The sequence below is a fragment of the Mycobacterium paraterrae genome, assembly GCF_022430545.2.
Classification (GTDB): Bacteria; Actinomycetota; Actinomycetes; order Mycobacteriales; family Mycobacteriaceae; genus Mycobacterium; species Mycobacterium paraterrae.
Window position 1 is genome coordinate 4759710 of the sequence record NZ_CP092488.2, and the last position, 19645, is coordinate 4779354.

Below are 19645 nucleotides of genomic sequence, written 5' to 3' on the forward strand. Positions count from 1 at the left end.
AGCTACCGTCCGCGCCAGCCGGTGACGGGCAGCCGGAACTTGCGCACCAGTCGGTCGGTAAACGGCGCGCTGTCCAACCGAGCCCATTTCACCGAAGCGTCGCAGCGCTGCACTTCCAGCCGCGCACCCGCGGGTACCCGCATCTCACGGCGACCGTCGCAGAACACCAGCGCGTCGTGCCCGTCAGCCTCGATTTCGATCGCGATGCGCGCATCCGGGCTGGTGACCATCGGACGAGCAAACAGCGCGTGGGCATTGTTCGGCACGACCAGCAGCGCTTCCAGGTCGGGCCACATGATGGGCCCACCTGCGGAGAACGCGTAGGCCGTCGAACCCGTCGGTGTCGAGACCAGCACACCGTCACAGCCGAATGTCGACACCGGACGGCCGTCGACCTCGAGGACGACGCCGAGCACTCCGAGGCGAGGGCCCTTCTCCAGGCTGGCCTCATTGAGCGCCCACCCGCGAGAAATGACCTCGCCCTTGACCATCACCGCAACGTCGAGGGTCAACCGTTCCTCGAGCTGGTAACTCCGAGCGACGACGTGCTCGAGAACACGGTCGATGCCCTCGGTCTCGGCTTCGGCCAGAAATCCGATCCGCCCGAGGTTGATACCGAGCACCGGGACGTTGGCGTTGCGGGCAAGCTCGGCAGCACGCAGAAACGTGCCGTCGCCGCCCAAGCCGATGACCAGCTCGCAGCCCTCCGCGGCGTCGGGATCGGCGTCGACGAGTTCGATATCGACGCCCAACGCGCGCTCGTCGTCCGGACCGAGTGGCACCGGACCGCGGTCAACCGCTTCCGCGGACAGGACGCGAAGCCGAATATCGTTGGCGCTCAACACTTTTTCGATTAGATGAGCGGTCTCAGTCGCTTCTTCGCGACCGGTGTGGACCACCAGCAGGACGGTGCGCTCAGTCGTCACTGTGACTGCCCTCCCGGACCTGACTCGACTGCGCCGCGAACCGCACGTTCCAACTCATCAGCAGACAGACCCCGATCGGTTTCGGCGCGTAACCACAGGAAGTATTCAACGTTGCCCGACGGGCCGGGCAGCGGGCTGGGGGCGACCCCTATCGCGTGCCATCCCAGATCTTCGGCGCGACGGGCGACGTGGAGCACGGCACTCGCCCGCAGTTCGGGATCGTGAACGACGCCGCCGGCTCCCACGTGACCTTTACCCACCTCGAACTGCGGCTTCACCATAGGCACGATATCCGCGTCGGCGGACGCGCAGCCAGTCAACGCCGGTAACACCGTGGTCAGCGAAATGAACGAAAGGTCAGCGACGACAGCATCGACCGTGCCGTCGATCGCCTCTGGAGTGAGTTGTCGTACGTTGGTGCGCTCGATCACCACGACCCGGTCGTCGGACCGCAGTGACCAGGCCAGCTGTCCGTATCCGACGTCGACCGCCACCACTTCGCGCGCCCCGCGATCCAGCAGCACCTCGGTGAAACCGCCGGTCGACGCACCGGCGTCGAGACAGCGTCGTCCCTCGACGTCGATTCCGAAAGCGTCCAGTGCGCCGATGAGCTTGTGGGCGCCGCGCGACACCCAGCCGCGTTCGGTGTCGTCGGTGACCTTGAGCGCCGAGGTGGGGGCGACCGCCGTACCAGGCTTGACCGCGGGCATCCCGTCGATGCTGACCTTGCCGGCGCCGATCAGTTCCGCAGCCTGCTGTCGTGACCGGGCGAGCCCGCGGCGGACAAGCTCGGCATCAACACGGGTGCGCCGGGGCACGACAGCCCTCAGGCCTTCTCCGCCGACTCCAGCGCCTGCACCAACATGTCGTGCGCCTGGGAGAGTTTGCGCGCGATCTCTTCGAGATCGGCTTCGGCGGGTCCGTTCTCGGTGTCGGCGGGATCCGGCAACTCGGCGATCGCGGCGTCGATCCGTGCACGAATCTCTTCAGGGTCGGTACTGATTGCGCCACTTCTCCTGTCTCGTTGGCATCCCACTACGCTGCCGATCGTCGTCGGCGCGACTCATCGCGTTACCACGGTACGGGATTTACGCCAGAGACCATCGTTGTAGGGCGGCGTGTGCGGTATCGTCGCCGGCTCGGACGCTGGTGGCCTGAGCGGACCACACGGCGTGGGCGACGGCACGGACAATCGCGAGGCCGTCTCCGTCGTCGTGGTGCGCCGCTCTTACAACCGCTGTACCGCCGTCGGTGTCGACCGTCCAGGCATCCTGCGGGCCCACTTTCAGCTCTTCGGCGTCTTGATGAAGCGCTCGCAGGTCGTGACCGATGAAAGAAGCGCGCTGCTCGGGCACCGCGTACACCGCGTCACACGCGGAGTTGACCCCGGTCAGCACCATCAGGCTGGGCAGCTCGGCCGCGTTGGCGCCGGCGATGTCGGTGTTGAGCCGGTCGCCGACCACCAGCGGTGTGCGAAAGTCACCGCGCGCCAAGGCATCTCGCATCAATGTGGGCGCTGGCTTTCCCGCCACCTGCGGCTCGGCGTCGGTAGCCGCCTTGAGGGCGGCCACCATCGATCCGTTTCCCGGGAGCAGGCCGCGTTCGGTCGGCAGCGTGGCGTCGACATTGGCGGCGACCCATACTGCGCCGGCCCGGATGGCCAGCGCCGCCTCGGCAAGGTTCGCCCACCCGGTCTCGGGTGAATGGCCCTGTACCACGGCGCCGGGACCGTCGTCGTAGCTGCGAACCGGCCTGAGCCCGACTGCCGCGACTTCGGCGGCCAGCGATTCCGTGCCGACCACCAGGACCCGCGACTCCGACGGCAATTGGCTTGCCAGCAGGTGAGCTGCGCTCTGCGCGCTGGTGACGACGTCGTCGTCGGCAGCTTGCAGGCCGAGGTCTTGGAGGTGTGCGGCGACTTCACCGGCGCTGCGCGAGGCGTTGTTGGTGACGAACAACGCTCGGCCCGGCGCCTTCTCCAGCGCCTCGACCGCGCCCTCGGTCAGTTCATGACCGCGAAAGACCGTTCCGTCGAGATCGAGAAGCAGACAATCATGTTCCCGCGCAAGGGTTCCCACGTCAACCGAGCTCGCTCACTCGGTCCTCGGCGTCGGTGGCCCCGTCGATGTCGGCCTCGGCGGCGTGCAAGAACCATTGCAGCGCCTCGTCTTTGCGGTCGAGCGCCAGGAGCACCTCGGCGTAGGCGTAGAACAGCCGTGCGGAAATGGTGCCGGTGCGAGCGGGGTCGAGCTGAGGAGTCGACAGCACCGTCAGTGCCTGCTCGAGCTGGCCGAGATCGGTGCGGGCGCCGGCGATGACGATCCGCATCTCGTCGGCCTCATCACCGGTCAGCTTGCTCGCCTCGTCACCACGGGCCAGTTCGAGGGCGCGTTCCGGGCGGCCCAGTCCGCGTTCGCAGTCGGCGATCAACGGAAGCAGCGGCGATTTGCTGCCCATCCTGCGTGCCGCGCGCAGTTCCGCGATTGCCTGGGACCAGTCGCCGCACTGATAGGCCGCGATGCCGACGGCTTCCCGCACGGCGGCGATCCGCCCGGAGCGCGCCCGGGCGGCGCGGGCGTGGCTGAGCGCGGCCTCTGGGTCCTCGTCGAGCAATGTCCCCGCCGCAACGAGATGACGGGCCACGGCGTCGGCGTTGGCCTTGTCCAAAGTGCTGAGTTCCCGGCGGATTTCGGGGGCCAGTTGCTTGGCTTCGATCTCGGGTGGGATCGGCGGGCCCTTGGCCTCGTCGTTGGCGCCGTTTCGAGGCTGTGGTCTGCGGTCACCGGCCGACCGTGACGACGGCCCCTCGGGACGCCTGCCGCGATGCTGCGGTCCCCGCGGGCCGTCCCCGCCCCGCTCGCGAGACGGGCGACGATCACCACCTGTTCTGTTGTCGACCACGGAAACCTTTCGCCACGAAACCTCGTGCCAGGATACGGCCCCCGGCACTGGTCCCGGTAATCCCGGTCTGTCGGTCAGAGCACGGCATCGGCCAGCCGGTCCACCTGCTCGAGTGACGAGACGGCTGGGTGGAACAGCACCCGGTCGAAGCCCAGGTCGGCGTAGGCGCGGACGGTGTCGCGCGCATCCTGTGGTGTGGTGATGATGTCGTCAACATTGAGCTTGGCGTAGTCAGGCTTGAATCCGTAGTAGTGCGCTAGATGGCTGCGGCCGGCGTCGGCTACCCCAGCGCCTCCGATCGCGAAGTTCACCGATGCGTGATTCGTCGGCTCGCCGACGCGTCCGGCCTCACGCCAGCCCTGCCGGACCCGATCAAGGAACTGCGCCTGGCCCGTGTAGTCACGCAGCGCTCCGGCGACCCAGCCGTCGCCGACAGTCGTCGCACGGCGTAGCGCCGCCTTACCCCGGCCACCGAACAGCAGCGGAATGTCCACCGGCTCAGGCACTATCGGGCTGTCACCGACCACCGGCTTACCGCTCCAGACTTCGCGCATGGTAGTCACTTCCTGATCGAGCAACCGGCCACGCTTCTCGAAATCCACTCCCGCTGCGACGTAGTCGTCCGCTCGGGAACCGACCGCGACGCCGATCGCCAGCCGGCCGCCCGCCACCAGCGCAAGGCTCGCAAGTTGCTTGGCCAAAATGGTCGGCGGATAGAGCGGGCCAGCAGGATGTTGGTTCGGGGCATCATCGATTTCTGTTGCGGGGCTGAAGTGTTCGCGGCCGGACTAGCTGAACAAACGCTGCGCTTCGAGTACCCGGCCGGTTCGGTGTTGCGGGGAAATTTTGTTAATGCACAAATGCCCGTGCCCCCCAAAGGTTTTGGGGGGCACGGGTGTGTTGTGTGTGTTCGGCGGTGTCCTACTTTTCCACCCGGGTGGGTAGTATCATCGGCGCTGGCAGGCTTAGCTTCCGGGTTCGGGATGGGTCCGGGCGTTTCCCTGTCGCTATGACCGCCGTAACTTTATTCACCCGTTTTTGGGTGTGGTTCGTGGTGTTTTTGGTGGTGGGGTGCAGCAGTTTGGTTGTTGTGGGTTAGTGGTTGCGTGTGTGTAAGTTTTCGGCCGGTTAGTGCCAGTTCCCTGAGCTCATTGCTGGGCTTGTAGGTCTGGTCTATTGATCCCGTGGTCTGCGGGGGGCCTTATCCCACTTAATGGGTGAGAAGCCTGGTCTTGGAGGGGGTTTCCCGCTTAGATGCTTTCAGCGGTTATCCTGTCCGAACGTGGCTATCCAGCGGTGCCCCTGGTGGGACAACTGGTGGACCAGAGGTTCGTCCGTCCCGGTCCTCTCGTACTAGGGACAGGTTTCCTCAAGCTTCTGACGCGCGCGGCGGATAGAGACCGAACTGTCTCACGACGTTCTAAACCCAGCTCGCGTGCCGCTTTAATGGGCGAACAGCCCAACCCTTGGGACCTGCTCCAGCCCCAGGATGCGACGAGCCGACATCGAGGTGCCAAACCATCCCGTCGATATGGACTCTTGGGGAAGATCAGCCTGTTATCCCCGGGGTACCTTTTATCCGTTGAGCGACACCCCTTCCACTCGGGGGTGCCGGATCACTAGTCCCGACTTTCGTCCCTGCTTGACGTGTAGGTCTTGCAGTCAAGCTCCCTTGTGCACTTGCACTCAACACCTGATTGCCGTCCAGGTTGAGGGAACCTTTGGGCGCCTCCGTTACATTTTGGGAGGCAACCGCCCCAGTTAAACTACCCACCAGGCACTGTTCCTGAACCGGATATACGGTTCGAGGTTAGAGGTCCAATACGATCAGAGTGGTATTTCAACAACGACTCCGCAATTACTGGCGTAATTGTTTCACAGTCTCCCACCTATCCTACACAAACCGTACCGAACATCAATACCAAGCTATAGTGAAGGTCCCGGGGTCTTTTCGTCCTGCCGCGCGTAACGAGCATCTTTACTCGTAGTGCAATTTCGCCGAGTCTATGGTTGAGACAGTTGAGAAGTCGTTACGCCATTCGTGCAGGTCGGAACTTACCCGACAAGGAATTTCGCTACCTTAGGATGGTTATAGTTACCACCGCCGTTTACTGGGGCTTAAATTCTCCGCTTCACCCCCAAAGGGGTTAACGGGTCCTCTTAACCTTCCAGCACCGGGCAGGCGTCAGTCCGTATACATCGTCTTGCGACTTCGCACGGACCTGTGTTTTTAGTAAACAGTCGCTTCTCACTGGTTTCTGCGACCCACTCCCGCTGCCGGCCGCGCAGGCCATGACGGTGTGTGGGCCCCCCTTCTCCCGAAGTTACGGGGGTATTTTGCCGAGTTCCTTAACCATAGTTCTCTCGTACGCCTTGGTATTCTCTACCTGACCACCTGTGTTGGTTTGGGGTACGGGCCGTGTGTGAGCTCGCTAGAGGCTTTTCTCGGCAGCATAGGATCACCGAATTCACCTCATCCGGTTATGCATCACCTCTCGGAATATGTGACACCCGGATTTACCTGAATGTCTTCCTACGGGCTTGCCCCAGTATTACCACTGACTGGTACGGCTACCTTCCTGCGTCACCCCATCGCTTGACTACTACCAGCGAAGATCCCACGCAGCCCCCAGAACTCGTTGACCCGAAGGTCGCCGATGATCCGGGATTTGGGTGGTTAGTACCGCTGATTCGTCATGGGCGCGCACACACGGGTACGGGAATATCAACCCGTTGTCCATCGACTACGCCTGTCGGCCTCGCCTTAGGTCCCGACTCACCCTGGGCGGACTGGCCTGGCCCAGGAACCCTTGGTCTTTCGGCGGGCAAGGTTCTCACTTGCCTTATCGCTACTCATGCCTGCATTCTCACTCCCACACCCTCCACCACTCGATCACTCGGTGGCTTCACTGGATGCAGGACGCTCCCCTACCCAACGTATAAATACGTTGCCGCGGCTTCGGCGGTGTGCTTGAGCCCCGCTACATTATCGGCGCACAATCACTTGACCAGTGAGCTATTACGCACTCTTTCAAGGGTGGCTGCTTCTAAGCCAACCTCCTGGTTGTCTATGCGACTGCACATCCTTTTCCACTTAGCACACGCTTAGGGGCCTTAGCCGGCGATCTGGGCTGTTTCCCTCTCGACGCACGGAGCTTATCCCCCGCCGTCTCACTGCCACGCTTTGACTTACCGGCATTCGGAGTTTGGCTGACGTCAGTAACCTAGTAGGGCCCATCGGCCATCCAGTAGCTCTACCTCCGGCAAGAAACACGCAACGCTGCACCTAAATGCATTTCGGGGAGAACCAGCTATCACGGAGTTTGATTGGCCTTTCACCCCTACCCACAACTCATCCCCTCAGTCTTCAACCTAAGTGGGTTCGGGCCTCCACGCGGTCTTACCCGCGCTTCACCCTGGCCATGGGTAGATCACTCCGCTTCGGGTCCAGAACACACCACTACACCACCACAACGGTGGATACGCCCTATTCAGACTCGCTTTCGCTGCGGCTACCCCACCCGGGTTAACCTCGCGACATGTCCCTGACTCGCAGGCTCATTCTTCAAAAGGCACGCCATCACCCCACCCAAAAGGGAAGGCTCTGACGGCTTGTAGGCACACGGTTTCAGGTACTCTTTCACTCCCCTCCCGGGGTACTTTTCACCATTCCCTCACGGTACTCATCCGCTATCGGTCATCAGGAAGTATTCAGGCTTACCGAGTGGTCTCGGCAGATTCACAGCAGATTCCACGGGCCCGCTGCTACTCGGGTATTTGCGACACCAGGCAACATGTTTTCACCTACCGGGCTCTCACCGTCTACGGCAGACCATCCCAGGCCACTTCGACTAACACGCCACTACTGATGCTGCGATCGGCGGACCACAGAACACAAACCCCACAACACCACACACACAACCCCCGCCGGGTATCACATGCGCACGGTTTAGCCATCCTCCGCTTTCGCTCGCCACTACTCACGGAATCACTATTGTTTTCTTTTCCTACGGGTACTGAGATGTTTCACTTCCCCGCGTTCCCCCCTGCACCCTATGTATTCAGATACAGGTGACACGACATCACTCGTGCCGGGTTTCCCCATTCGGACATCCTCGGATCCACGCTCGGTTGACAGCTCCCCGAGGCATATCGCAGCCTCCCACGTCCTTCATCGGCTCCTGATGCCAAGGCATCCACCATGTGCCCTTAAACACTTACAAACACAAAAAACACTCTCGACAAAAAACTGAAAAAACAGTCAATTGCTAAAGATGCTCGCAACCACTATCCACAAATCAAACACCACACCCCACCACCAAGTCAGGGCGACAACCCCACCCCTGCGATCCAACGACCACAGGACAACAGCAGGTGTTGCCTCAGGACCCAACAGTGTGTTTGATGATCCGCCAACCCACCCACGGCTCTCCCACGCAGGCATCACAGGTCAGACATGTTGTTGTGCACCAAACCCGGCGCCACTACAGCGCACGAATTCCTCACGGCCCACACCCCCACCAATTGAGGATGTTTTTCGTGGTGCTCCTTAGAAAGGAGGTGATCCAGCCGCACCTTCCGGTACGGCTACCTTGTTACGACTTCGTCCCAATCGCCGATCCCACCTTCGACAGCTCCCCCCACAAGGGTTAGGCCACTGGCTTCGGGTGTTACCGACTTTCATGACGTGACGGGCGGTGTGTACAAGGCCCGGGAACGTATTCACCGCAGCGTTGCTGATCTGCGATTACTAGCGACTCCGACTTCACGGGGTCGAGTTGCAGACCCCGATCCGAACTGAGACCGGCTTTCAAGGATTCGCTAAGCCTCACGGCATCGCAGCCCTTTGTACCGGCCATTGTAGCATGTGTGAAGCCCTGGACATAAGGGGCATGATGACTTGACGTCATCCCCACCTTCCTCCGAGTTGACCCCGGCAGTCTCTCACGAGTCCCCGCCATAACGCGCTGGCAACATGAGACAAGGGTTGCGCTCGTTGCGGGACTTAACCCAACATCTCACGACACGAGCTGACGACAGCCATGCACCACCTGCACACAGACCACAAGGGAACCGATATCTCTACCGGCGTCCTGTGCATGTCAAACCCAGGTAAGGTTCTTCGCGTTGCATCGAATTAATCCACATGCTCCGCCGCTTGTGCGGGCCCCCGTCAATTCCTTTGAGTTTTAGCCTTGCGGCCGTACTCCCCAGGCGGGGTACTTAATGCGTTAGCTACGGCACGGATCCCAAGGAAGGAAACCCACACCTAGTACCCACCGTTTACGGCGTGGACTACCAGGGTATCTAATCCTGTTCGCTCCCCACGCTTTCGCTCCTCAGCGTCAGTTACTGCCCAGAGACCCGCCTTCGCCACCGGTGTTCCTCCTGATATCTGCGCATTCCACCGCTACACCAGGAATTCCAGTCTCCCCTGCAGTACTCCAGTCTGCCCGTATCGCCCGCACGCCCCCAGTTAAGCCAGGGAATTTCACGGACAACGCGACAAACCACCTACGAGCTCTTTACGCCCAGTAATTCCGGACAACGCTCGCACCCTACGTATTACCGCGGCTGCTGGCACGTAGTTGGCCGGTGCTTCTTCTCCACCTACCGTCACCGGCAACAAAAGCTACCGGCTTCGCCGATGGTGAAAGAGGTTTACAACCCGAAGGCCGTCATCCCCCACGCGGCGTCGCTGCATCAGGCTTGCGCCCATTGTGCAATATTCCCCACTGCTGCCTCCCGTAGGAGTCTGGGCCGTATCTCAGTCCCAGTGTGGCCGGACACCCTCTCAGGCCGGCTACCCGTCGTCGCCTTGGTAGGCCATCACCCCACCAACAAGCTGATAGGCCGCGGGCCCATCCCACACCGCAAAAGCTTTCCACCACAACCCATGCAGGCCGTAGTCCTATCCGGTATTAGACCCAGTTTCCCAGGCTTATCCCAAAGTGCAGGGCAGATCACCCACGTGTTACTCACCCGTTCGCCACTCGAGTACCCCCGAAAGGGCCTTTCCGTTCGACTTGCATGTGTTAAGCACGCCGCCAGCGTTCGTCCTGAGCCAGGATCAAACTCTCCAAACAAAAACCCCGGAACAACCCGGCAGAATCCGAATCAGAACAATCCAATCCCAACAAAAAAGACACCAAAACCGGCATCAAAAAACATCACACCCCCACAAACGGGAAAACACGGAGGCATGACAAAAACAACAACAAAACAAAACCACCAAACACACTATTGAGTTCTCAAACAACACCCTCCCCGGCCGCGCAACAAGCCCTGCGGTTTTACCCGCATGCTCGCTCCTCGGACGTCGAGGAACCCCACCGAAATGGGTGTCCCTCTGGGATGCCGCCGCGCTCTCCGGCCTGGCCGGGTCGCAGCGACTCGATTAAGTTACGTGACCGCAAACTAAGAGTCAAACAAGCTGCTAGACGGCGTGTTTCAGCCGGCTCAAGATCAGTCAACGCGTTCGACGCCGGCAATGTTCCGCTTGCCGCGACGCAGCACCAGCCACCGTCCGTGAAGGAAATCGGAAGGCTGCGGCGTCCACGACTCGTCGACGATCTTGGTGTTGTTGACGTATGCCCCGCCTTCGGCGATGGTGCGCCGCGCGGCCCCCTTGCTCGGCACCAGGCCGCTGGCCACCAAGAGCTCGGCGATCCCGTCCGGCGCTCCCGGCCGCAACTGCGCAATCGACGTCTCCTGTAACGCCGCGCGCAGCGTGGCGTCATCCAGCCGCGTCAGTTCGCCGCGTCCGAACAGGGCACTACTGGCGTGTTCGACCGCCTCGGTCGCCTGCTCACCGTGGACCAAAGTGGTGAGCTCGCGCGCCAGGCGTCGTTGGGCCGCGCGCTGCTGCGGACGCTCGGCAGTGGACGCTTCCAACTCCGCCAAGTCATCGGCCGGCAGGAAGGTGAACCACCGCAGATACCGGATGACGTCGGCATCGGCGGTGTTGACGAAATACTGGTACCAGGCGTAAGGGCTCGTCATCTCCGGATCCAGCCAGAGGTTCCCACCACCGGTGGACTTGCCGAATTTGGTGCCGTCGGCCGCGGTCACCAGCGGGACCGTCAGCGCATGCACGGAGGTCGCCAGTTTCTGCCGAACCAGCCGGACACCGGCGATGATGTTTCCCCATTGGTCGGAACCGCCGATCTGCAGCACGCAGTCATGACGCCGATGCAACTCGACGAAGTCGTTCGCCTGCAACAGCATGTAGCTGAACTCCGTATAGGAGATGCCCTCACCTTCCAGGCGACGCTTGACGGTGTCGCGGTCAAGCATGACGTTGACCGAGAAGTGTTTGCCGATGTCGCGCAGTAGTTCAATCGCAGACATCGCGCCGGTCCACTCGAGGTTGTTCTCCACGATGGCCCCCGTCGGCGATTTGTCGAAGTCGACGAAACGCTCGAGCTGCCCTCGGATCCGTCCGGTCCACTCCAAAACGGTGTCGGCCGTGTTGAGCACTCGTTCGCCGGTTTCGCGCGGGTCGCCAATCAGGCCTGTCGCGCCACCGGCCAAAACGATGGGCCGGTGACCGGCCCGCTGAAACCGACGTAGCGCCAGCAGCGGCACCAGATGCCCGGCATGCAAACTGGGCGCGGTGGGGTCGAATCCCGCGTACAGCGTGATCGGACCCCTCGCGGCGTCCGCAGCCAGCGCGTCGAGGTCGGTCGACTGCGCAATCAGCCCACGCCAGCCCAGCTCTTCGATGATTTCAGCGCCCACGATCACTAATCTTCTCGCACCTGCAAGCCGCCTCACGGGCGGGCGCGCACGACTCAGTCGCTGGCACCCGGCGCCGGAGCACGGGGGCTGCGTCGATAAGCCGATACCTCGGCTCGTCCCGGCATCCACAGGCGCCACGCGCGGTCAGCGGCCTGACTGACCCCGACGCGAGGCCCCGCGGTTGCGTCTACGACGCCATTGAGTGTCAAGCGGATCGGACTGTCGGCGTCGAACAGATCGATCCCATTGTCCGCCAACCTGATTCCTAGAGCCGCGCACAGATTCCCGGGTCCGCGCGCCAGCGCCCGAGGCCGGACCGTGGGGCCACGCCGCAGTTGGGCGACGTCGAGTCCAGTGTCGATCGCAGCGGCGCGCAACAGTACCGCCGCCGCCGTCCCGTCGGTGGCGCAGACCACATTCGCGCAGACATGGATGCCGTGGCTGAGGTAGGCGTAAAGCCGACCGGGCGGGCCGAACATCACGGCGCTGCGCTCGGTCACGCCGCGGTACGAATGCGCGGCGGCGTCCGGCCACGGTCCGTCCGGAATGCCGCCGTAAGCCTCGACCTCGACGATCGTCGCGCTGACGCCGCGACCGCTGAGGGTGGCGCCGAGAAGGCGGTACGCCGCTTCAACCGGGTCAACCGCGAGTTGGTCAGCGCCCACCCAACAGATTCTGCACGTGGTCCTTGACACCCGACCAGCAGGGGCGGATTATTCATCGCATGATGACTTCATCAAATGATGAATTATTGCATCACCGTCACGAGGCAGCGATCGACATCAACCACCTACGGGTCATTCGTGGAAAACGGCCTGCGCTGCGTGACTTCTCGGCCCGGGTGGCGCGCGGCAGCATTACCGGGCTGCTGGGCCCATCGGGCTGCGGAAAAACCACATTGATCCGCTGCATCGTCGGCACACAGCTGATCACTTCGGGTTCGGTGCGGGTGCTCGGCTTTCCAGCTGGATCGGCGGCGCTGCGGCATCGGGTCGGGTACGTCCCACAAAACCCCACGATCTACGACGACCTGCGCGTCATCGACAACGTCCGCTATTTCGCAGCGCTCTACGGCTTCGACGATGCCGCCGCCGAGTCGGCGGTCGAACTGGTGGGGCTAGGCGATCACAGCACTGCCTACTGCGCCAACCTGTCCGGCGGTCAGCGCACTCGGGTATCGCTGGCGTGCGCACTGGTCTGTCGGCCGGAGCTGTTGGTGCTCGACGAGCCCACCGTCGGACTGGACCCGGTGCTTCGGGCCAACTTGTGGGAACGGTTCGACGAGCTGGCCCGTGGCGGAACCACATTGCTGGTGTCGAGCCATGTGATGGACGAAGCCGATCACTGCGGCGACCTCATCCTCATGCGCGAGGGCCATCTGATCGCGCACACCACCCCGGCTCAACTACGAGAGGACACCGGATGTCGGTCACTGGAGGACGCCTTCCTGTCGATCATCACGCGCCGAGCCAGTTAGGGCTTCGAAGTCAGCTGAAACCGTTCGCAGCTACGACTTTTCGCATCCTGCGCCAGTTGATGGCCGACCCACGAAGCATTGCGATGATCTTGTTCGTGCCGATTCTGGTCATCACCCTGATCTATTTCATGTTCGAGAACGCGCCGCACCGCCCCGCTAGCCCAACGCCGTTCCACAACGCATGTCTAATTCTGCTCGGCCTGTTTCCCCTCTTCATGATGTTCATCATCACGTGCATCACGATGCAGCGAGAGCGTGCGTCGGGGACGTTGGAGCGAATCTTGACCACCCCGCTGCGCCGACTGGATCTGTTGATCGCTTATGGCACAGCGTTTTCGATCGCCGCGGTGATACAGGCCACCCTGGCGTGCGGTGTCTCGTTCTGGCTGCTCGGCTTCGACACTGCGGGCAGTCCCCTATGGGTGTTCGTGATTGCGATCGTGAACGCGGTGCTTGGGGTCGGACTTGGCCTGCTGTGTAGTGCGTTCGCGCGCATGGAGTTTCAGGCCGTGCAGTTCATCCCGCTGGTGATGGTGCCGCAGCTGCTGCTTGCCGGCATCATCGCCCCGCGCGCCACGATGCCGACCTGGCTGGAATGGATCAGCAACCTCATGCCGGCCAGCTACGCGCTGGAGGCCCTGCAAGAAGTGGGTGCCCACACCGAATTGACCGGTACCGCAATCCGGGACATTGTGATCGTGGTGGGCTTCGCACTGGCGGCGCTGTGCTTTGCCGCCGCAACGCTGCGGCGTCAGACGCCATGAGCGACTCCGGCCGCAAAAGACCGGGCCGACCCGCGGGCAATTCCAACACCCGTGAGCGGATCCTTGCCAGCTCCCGAGAGCTGTTCGCTCGCAACGGAATCAAGAACACGTCGATACGCGCGGTCGCGGCGGCGGCCGGGGTCGACTCGGCGTTGGTGCACCACTACTTCGGCACCAAAGAGCAGTTGTTCGCCGCGGCGATCCACATTCCCATCGATCCCATGGACGTAGTCGGCCCGCTGCGCGAGGTGCCGGTCGACGAACTCGGCCACCGAATACCCTCGATCTTGTTGGCGCTGTGGGACTCCGAAATCGGCGCGAGCTTCATCGCGACGCTGCGCTCGATTCTCGCCGGGTCGCAAGCCAACCTCTTCCGAACCTTCATCGAGGACGTCATCGCGGTCGAAGTGGGCCCACGAGTCGACAGTCCGATCGGCAGCGGGATCATCCGCATCCAGTTCGTCGCTTCGCAGTTGGTCGGCGTGGTGATGGCGCGCTACATCCTCGGGCTCGAGCCTTTCGCGTCGTTGCCCGCGCAGCTGGTGGCAGACACCGTCGCACCTAACTTGCAGCGCTACCTCACTGGGGATCTGCCGGAGTTCCCCGCGCGATGAGCCGCGCATGCTCGTCGTCGTCGACCTCGATTGCCTCGTCCACCAGCAACACCGGGATACCGTCTTCGATGCGGTAGGCCCGGCGAAGCCGTGGGTTGTAGAGCTGCTGATCGACGAGCGTCAGCGGTCCGCGATCGGCTGGGCACACCAGAATGCTCAGCAGATTGTCGTCGATCACGTTGCCTCCCAATGTCACTGTGCGCTTGCCAGCTCTGCGCGCGCCGGCCCGGTCAACCGCCGGAATTGATTCGCTTCGGCGTCGAAAATCCAGGCATGCCGCCCCGCCTTCGGAATGCCGGCCGCGCGCAGCGGGCTGACGGTCGGGCGGTACGTGGCGCTGAGCGTCATTTGCGGCACGACGTGCACGATGTCAGGCCCCAACCCGAACGGCATGGCGGCGATCGCCTCGGTGAGATCCGCAGCCGTGATCGTCGCACCCGGGCGCGTCGTCACCGCGGTAACCGCCACCTGCTGTCCGTCCATCGCCACCCCGTAGGTCACCGCCAGGTCGACCGCGGGAATCAGTCCCAACGCGTCGGTGACCGGTTCGCAATAGACGACCCCGCGCGCGGTGTGCACCGTCGATCCGCGCCGGCCCACCAACCAAAAGTCGCCCTCGGTGTCGCGACGAAACAGATACTCGGTGGAGATCCAGGTGTCGGCCGGGGCAAAGACGCCGCGCTTGACCGACGCGGTGGGATCGATCGGCCCTCGCGGCTCGGCCAGCAGGACCCCGACTTCGTTGGGTTCCGGGATGCGGACCAGCCCCCGCTCGTCCTCCAGGATCAGGTCGTGCTCGGCGTCGTAGGCGCCTAGCTCAGCGCGACCGGCGCCCGGCAGCGGTCGGCCCTTGCTGCCGACCTTGACGCCGGAAACGTTGGCTAGCACCGCATGTCCGTCGGTTGTCGCGAAGAACTCGACCACGCGGGCCGGTGCGAAAACGTCGGAGATTCTTTGCCACAGGCCGGTGGGCATACCCGAGCCGATGAACAACCGGATCGGAGTGTTGTGCAGCGCGAAATCGGGGTCGTCGATCACACCACTCAACATCGCCCACGTATAGGAGACGACGGTGACGCCGTACTGACGGACCTCAGCGGCAAATCGGTCGGGCCGCAATCCGCGCGACAACGCAATCCGAGTACCGCCCACCACCGCGCCACCAAGGCTCACCAGCAGTCCCGATTCGTGATGCAACGGGGTGAGGCAGTAGACGGTGTCGTTGCGTCCCAGCGCGGCGGTCGAGGCGGTGCCGAACGCTGACAACGCCCACCGGTAGTTCGTGATCTGTTTGGCGACGAGTTGCCCGCTCGCGGTGCTGAACGCGATGAAGGCGATGTCGCGCGCGTAGCCGGGATTTGGTCGGTACCACGCCGGGAGCTCGACGGCATCGGGATCGATCTGCTCCATGTCGATGACGTTGGCGTCGTCGGGCAGGTGCAGGTCGCGCGACTCGCCACCGCCGAGCACCAGAATCAGTTCCGGCAATTGCCTTGCGGTCTCCAAATTGGCTGGGTCGGTGATGATTTCGCTCACTTGCCCGAGCCGCACCGACGCGGCCAGGTCGGTGTCGGGTTGGAGCAGCACCGCGACGGCGCCCAGCCGCGACAGCGCAGCGATGGCGACCAGCGCGCTGGGACGCGTTTCCATCAGCACGCCGACGCGCTCGCCCTGGCGCACGCCCACTGCGATCAGACCGCGCACCACGTTGTCGATGCGGCGGTTCACCGCTTCGTAGGTGTGCACCCGGCCGTCGAAAAGCAGAAACTCCCCGTTGGGGGCGTCGTGCGCCTGCTCACCGATGATGCGGCCCAACGAGATTCGAGTGTGGTCGTTGATCTGCCCGAGCCGGGCCAGACGAGGCAGCGTACGCACGGTTTCGACGGCGAGTGTGCGCATCGACTTGTTCGCGGCAACCACGGCGTCGGCTGCGCCACGCGCGAGTGTCAGCGCCACTTCGGAGGCCTCTCCCAGCCCGTGCATTACCCGGGAACTGAGCGCGACGCCCCGGTCGGAAGGCTCTTGCGGCTGGTCGGCCATCGGGAAGATGTCATTCGGCTTCTTGCCCTCGCCGGAGATCCAGAGCACCCAGTCGGCGACGGTCGGCCACGATTCCTGCGCTGCTTTCGATCCGACGACCAGGCCGAAATGCCCAGTCCGGATGAGGTATTCGTAAACCTCGGCATTGGGTGCGGCACGCCGAATGCCCCGCACCGCGGCCGGCTGGCCAATGTCGTCGACCTCGCCCACGAAGGCCAGGATCGGGCACGTGATGTCGGTCAGCGTCACGAGTTGACCGTTGATGGCGAAGCCGCCGGTCATCATCCGGTTGTGCGCGACGAACTGCTTGAGCAGTTCGGAGATCGCCGGGCCCGACCAGGCGATCCATCCTTCGGACTCCAGGAATCGGCGCTGAGCCTCGCGGGGCAGCAACGCCTCGCGGTCGTGGAGCTGGCGCAGGAAATCGATCCGCGCCTTCGCAGTCTTGAGCGGGTCGAGCATTTGAAAGCCGGTGCGCGCCAACCAACCTGGGATGTCGAGTCGATTGAACACATGGTCGGCCATGAACGTGGCCACACCGGGAGCGATGTTCGGCGGCAGGCCCATCGGCAGCGCCGCAAGGGTGTCGACCGGTGAGCCGAATGTGACGATGCTGGCGATGCTTTTGGATCGCCGGTAAGCGGCCGCCTGATAGCAGAACATGCCGCCTTGCGAGTAACCGATGAGATGGGTGTCCCGCCCGGTAGTGTCGGCCATGACGTCGAGCGCTTCGCTGAGCGCGACGATGTGGTCGGCCAGAGTGCGGCGCATGCCGCCTTCGATCTCGTCGGGTGAGCCGAAGTCGATCACCCAAGGATCCAGCCCGGCGGCGTGCAAAATACCCACAGCGCCCTCGTGCCGGGTGACGTCCCACATGTTTGCCGACATCATCATCGGGTGCACCAGCAGCACCGGTTCGCCCGCTGGCGGGTGTCCCGGCCGGCTGTCTGGCGGATAGTAGCGCCGGAGCTTGTACATCGTTGTGCTCTCGACGGTCTGTGACGGCGACGGTGAGTTGCCGGTTTCCAGACCACCGAGTCGCAGAACTTCGAGCCCGTTCTGCGCCGTGGCCACCAGGCGCTCAACCGGCCTGGTGACCGCCGAAAACTTCAGATCCATGCCGCCGCTCCCTCGAAACGAAGACCGTGCTGTGCTGCGCGTGGGCCTGACAGCGCGCTCATCATGGCACATCGCGAGGGCTGCACCCGTTGCTTTGGTCGCGTTGCCGGCCCGGCTACCCAGCCTAGCCACCGGCCTGCCGAGAGGCCGCTGCACGCGCTGCATCGTCGCCGGTCTAGGTTCGACTGGACCGGCTCCTCCTCATCGCGCTGCGCGCGATGCATCGTCGCCGGTCTACGCTCGGCCCAGTGGCACACCTGCTGGGCGCCGAGGCGATCCATCTCGAATACCCGAGTCGCGTCGTCTTCGAGTCGACGACTGTCGGCGTCAGTGACGGCGACCGCATCGGCATCGTCGGACGCAACGGCGACGGCAAATCCAGTTTGCTGGGCCTGCTGACCGGACAGCTGCGCCCGGATGCCGGACGGGTCACCCGTCGCAGCGGACTCAGGGTCGGAGCGCTGAGCCAGGCCGACATTCTCGACCCCGATGCCGCGGTGGGATGGACGCTGGTCGGCGACCGCGCCGCTCATGAGTGGGCCGGCGATCCGCGGATCCGGGACGTCGTGAAAGGCCTGGTCTCCGACATCGCGTGGGACGCAGTAATCGGCACCCTCAGCGGCGGACAACGACGACGCGTACAGCTGGCGGCTCTGCTGATCGGTGACTGGGACGTCATCGCGCTCGACGAGCCCACCAACCATCTCGACATCGAAGGCATCACCTGGCTGGCAGCTCACCTGCGCGACCGCTGGCCCCGCAACACCGGCGGCCTGCTGCTGGTGACCCACGACCGGTGGTTCCTCGACGAGGTGGCCACGACCACGTGGGAAGTGCACGACGGGCTCGTCGAGCCGTTCGAAGGCGGCTACGCCGCCTACATTCTCCAGCGCGTCGAACGAGATCGGATGGCTGCCGTCGCCGAATCCAAGCGACAGAACCTGATGCGCAAAGAATTGGCTTGGCTGCGGCGCGGTCCGCCCGCGCGCACGTCGAAACCGAAGTTCCGCATCGACGCGGCGAACCAACTGATCGCCGACGTGCCGCCGTTGCGCAATCCGGTGGAGCTGGCCAAGCTCGCCACCGCGCGACTCGGCAAGGATGTCATCGACCTACTGGAGGTATCGGTCTCCTTCGACGGACGGCAGGTGCTGCGCGACGTGGAGTGGCGCATCGGTCCAGGCGAACGCACGGGAATCGTCGGCGCCAACGGCGCCGGCAAGTCGACGCTACTGGCACTGATCACCGGCGCGATCCAACCGGAGAGCGGAAGAGTCAAGCGCGGCAAGACAGTTCGGCTCGGCATGCTCGACCAACGCGGTGACGAATTGGTGCCTTTGGCCGACGATCGGGTGGCCGACGTGCTGGGCCGATTGCGCGCCGGTTATGAGGTCGACGGCCGGGACGTCACGCCCGCTCAATTGCTCGAGCGACTCGGATTCGCCGGTGGTCAGCTGTCCGCGCGGGTCAGCGAGTTGTCGGGCGGGCAGCGGCGTCGCCTGCAGCTGATGCTCACATTGTTGGCCGAACCCAACGTATTGCTGCTCGACGAGCCGACCAACGACGTCGATACCGACATGTTGGCCGCCACCGAAGACCTGCTCGACTCGTGGCCGGGCACGTTGGTCGTGGTCTCACACGATCGCTACCTCCTGGAGCGGGTGACGGACCAGCAGTACGCGATTCTCGATGGCCGGCTACGGCACCTGCCCGGTGGCATCGACGAATACCTGCGACTAGCCGAGCAAACCGAGAGCCGGCCAGATACCGCCCCAGCGGCCACTCCGGCGGACGTCCCGGCGGTGTCCGGCGCCGAACTACGCGCCGCGCAGAAGGAGATGGCCACCATCGACCGAAGGCTCGCGCGACTCGCCGAGCAAATCGAAGCCAAGCACCAAGAACTGGCCACGCATGATCAATCCGACCATGTCGGCATCACCCGGCTCACCGAGCAATTGCGACACTTGGAAAGCGACGTCGCCGACCAGGAGAGCCGGTGGATGCAAGTCTCTGAACTGCTCGAGTGACCTTTCGCACGGACCCGGCGACGAACTCCGCCCCGGC

14 protein-coding genes and 3 rRNA genes are annotated in these 19645 nt (G+C 63.5%); 4 read left to right on the forward strand and 13 right to left on the reverse strand.

What is annotated here, in order from left to right; translation table 11 throughout:
- Positions 1-2: 2 nt before the first annotated feature.
- The 11 genes from MKK62_RS22935 to MKK62_RS22985 form a co-directional block, all read right to left on the reverse strand.
- Positions 3-926 carry an NAD kinase gene (locus MKK62_RS22935; RefSeq protein WP_240263553.1) on the reverse strand — a complete coding sequence of 308 codons (924 nt, stop codon included), beginning with the start codon at positions 924-926 and terminating at the stop codon, positions 3-5.
- Entirely contained in the window at positions 923-1744 is an 822-nt protein-coding gene (locus MKK62_RS22940; protein ID WP_240263552.1) for a TlyA family RNA methyltransferase, read from the reverse strand. The genes MKK62_RS22935 and MKK62_RS22940 overlap by 4 nt, the downstream gene beginning before the upstream one ends.
- An 8-nt stretch (positions 1745-1752) precedes the next feature.
- Positions 1753-1962, reverse strand: coding sequence for a hypothetical protein (locus MKK62_RS22945; protein ID WP_434085127.1), 210 nt, complete (start codon positions 1960-1962; stop codon positions 1753-1755).
- A 52-nt stretch (positions 1963-2014) separates the two neighbouring features.
- Positions 2015-3004 carry an HAD-IIA family hydrolase gene (locus tag MKK62_RS22950; RefSeq protein ID WP_240263551.1) on the reverse strand — a complete coding sequence of 330 codons (990 nt, stop codon included), beginning with the start codon at positions 3002-3004 and terminating at the stop codon, positions 2015-2017.
- A gap of 1 nt (position 3005) precedes the next feature.
- The gene (locus tag MKK62_RS22955; protein WP_240263550.1) at positions 3006-3827 is read right to left on the reverse strand and encodes a tetratricopeptide repeat protein; all 822 of its coding nucleotides are present in this window, start codon (positions 3825-3827) and stop codon (positions 3006-3008) included.
- A 74-nt stretch (positions 3828-3901) separates the two neighbouring features.
- Complete coding sequence (locus MKK62_RS22960) at positions 3902-4498, reverse strand: LLM class flavin-dependent oxidoreductase (RefSeq protein ID WP_240263549.1); 597 nt, start codon at positions 4496-4498, stop codon at positions 3902-3904.
- A 237-nt stretch (positions 4499-4735) separates the two neighbouring features.
- Positions 4736-4848: ribosomal RNA gene (gene rrf, locus MKK62_RS22965) — 5S ribosomal RNA — on the reverse strand.
- 87 nt (positions 4849-4935) lie between these two features.
- A 23S ribosomal RNA gene (locus tag MKK62_RS22970) occupies positions 4936-8050 on the reverse strand.
- Positions 8051-8380: 330 nt separating this feature from the next.
- A 16S ribosomal RNA gene (locus MKK62_RS22975) occupies positions 8381-9913 on the reverse strand.
- The 16S, 23S and 5S rRNA genes sit together here, the layout of an rRNA operon.
- Before the next feature lie 379 nt (positions 9914-10292).
- Complete coding sequence (gene tyrS / locus MKK62_RS22980) at positions 10293-11567, reverse strand: tyrosine--tRNA ligase (RefSeq protein ID WP_240263548.1); 1275 nt, start codon at positions 11565-11567, stop codon at positions 10293-10295.
- 53 nt (positions 11568-11620) lie between these two features.
- On the reverse strand, positions 11621-12232 hold the full coding sequence (locus MKK62_RS22985) for a DNA-3-methyladenine glycosylase (RefSeq protein WP_240263547.1): 612 nt from the start codon (positions 12230-12232) through the stop codon (positions 11621-11623).
- 59 nt (positions 12233-12291) lie between these two features.
- Here MKK62_RS22985 and MKK62_RS22990 point away from each other — a divergent pair, with 59 nt between their 5' ends.
- Genes MKK62_RS22990 through MKK62_RS23000 form a run of 3 tightly spaced genes read left to right on the forward strand, consistent with a single transcriptional unit; the run spans position 12292 to position 14422 of the window.
- Positions 12292-13044, forward strand: coding sequence for an ABC transporter ATP-binding protein (locus tag MKK62_RS22990; protein WP_240263546.1), 753 nt, complete (start codon positions 12292-12294; stop codon positions 13042-13044).
- Complete coding sequence (locus MKK62_RS22995) at positions 12990-13808, forward strand: ABC transporter permease (RefSeq protein ID WP_434084986.1); 819 nt, start codon at positions 12990-12992, stop codon at positions 13806-13808. Before MKK62_RS22990 ends, MKK62_RS22995 begins: the two co-directional genes overlap by 55 nt.
- Positions 13805-14422: a TetR/AcrR family transcriptional regulator gene (locus MKK62_RS23000; RefSeq protein WP_240263545.1), complete on the forward strand. Its 618-nt coding sequence runs from the start codon at positions 13805-13807 to the stop codon at positions 14420-14422. Before MKK62_RS22995 ends, MKK62_RS23000 begins: the two co-directional genes overlap by 4 nt.
- On the opposite strand, the gene MKK62_RS23005 is transcribed toward MKK62_RS23000, so the two are convergent.
- Entirely contained in the window at positions 14388-14600 is a 213-nt protein-coding gene (locus MKK62_RS23005; protein WP_240263544.1) for a Trm112 family protein, read from the reverse strand. The genes MKK62_RS23000 and MKK62_RS23005 overlap by 35 nt on opposite strands.
- 14 nt (positions 14601-14614) lie before the next feature.
- Positions 14615-17581: an acyl-CoA synthetase gene (locus MKK62_RS23010; RefSeq protein ID WP_240263543.1), complete on the reverse strand. Its 2967-nt coding sequence runs from the start codon at positions 17579-17581 to the stop codon at positions 14615-14617.
- A gap of 248 nt (positions 17582-17829) precedes the next feature.
- Here MKK62_RS23010 and MKK62_RS23015 point away from each other — a divergent pair, with 248 nt between their 5' ends.
- Positions 17830-19608: an ABC-F family ATP-binding cassette domain-containing protein gene (locus MKK62_RS23015; protein WP_240263542.1), complete on the forward strand. Its 1779-nt coding sequence runs from the start codon at positions 17830-17832 to the stop codon at positions 19606-19608.
- Positions 19609-19645: the final 37 nt, after the last annotated feature.

Bases quoted from the DNA above. Each gene is read 5' to 3' on its own strand.
- MKK62_RS22990 (WP_240263546.1), top strand. From the start codon at position 12,292: ATGATGACTTCATCAAATGATGAATTATTGCATCACCGTCACGAGGCA.
- MKK62_RS22995 (WP_434084986.1), top strand. From the start codon at position 12,990: ATGTCGGTCACTGGAGGACGCCTTCCTGTCGATCATCACGCGCCGAGC.
- MKK62_RS23000 (WP_240263545.1), top strand. From the start codon at position 13,805: ATGAGCGACTCCGGCCGCAAAAGACCGGGCCGACCCGCGGGCAATTCC.
- MKK62_RS23010 (WP_240263543.1), bottom strand. From the start codon at position 17,581: ATGGATCTGAAGTTTTCGGCGGTCACCAGGCCGGTTGAGCGCCTGGTG.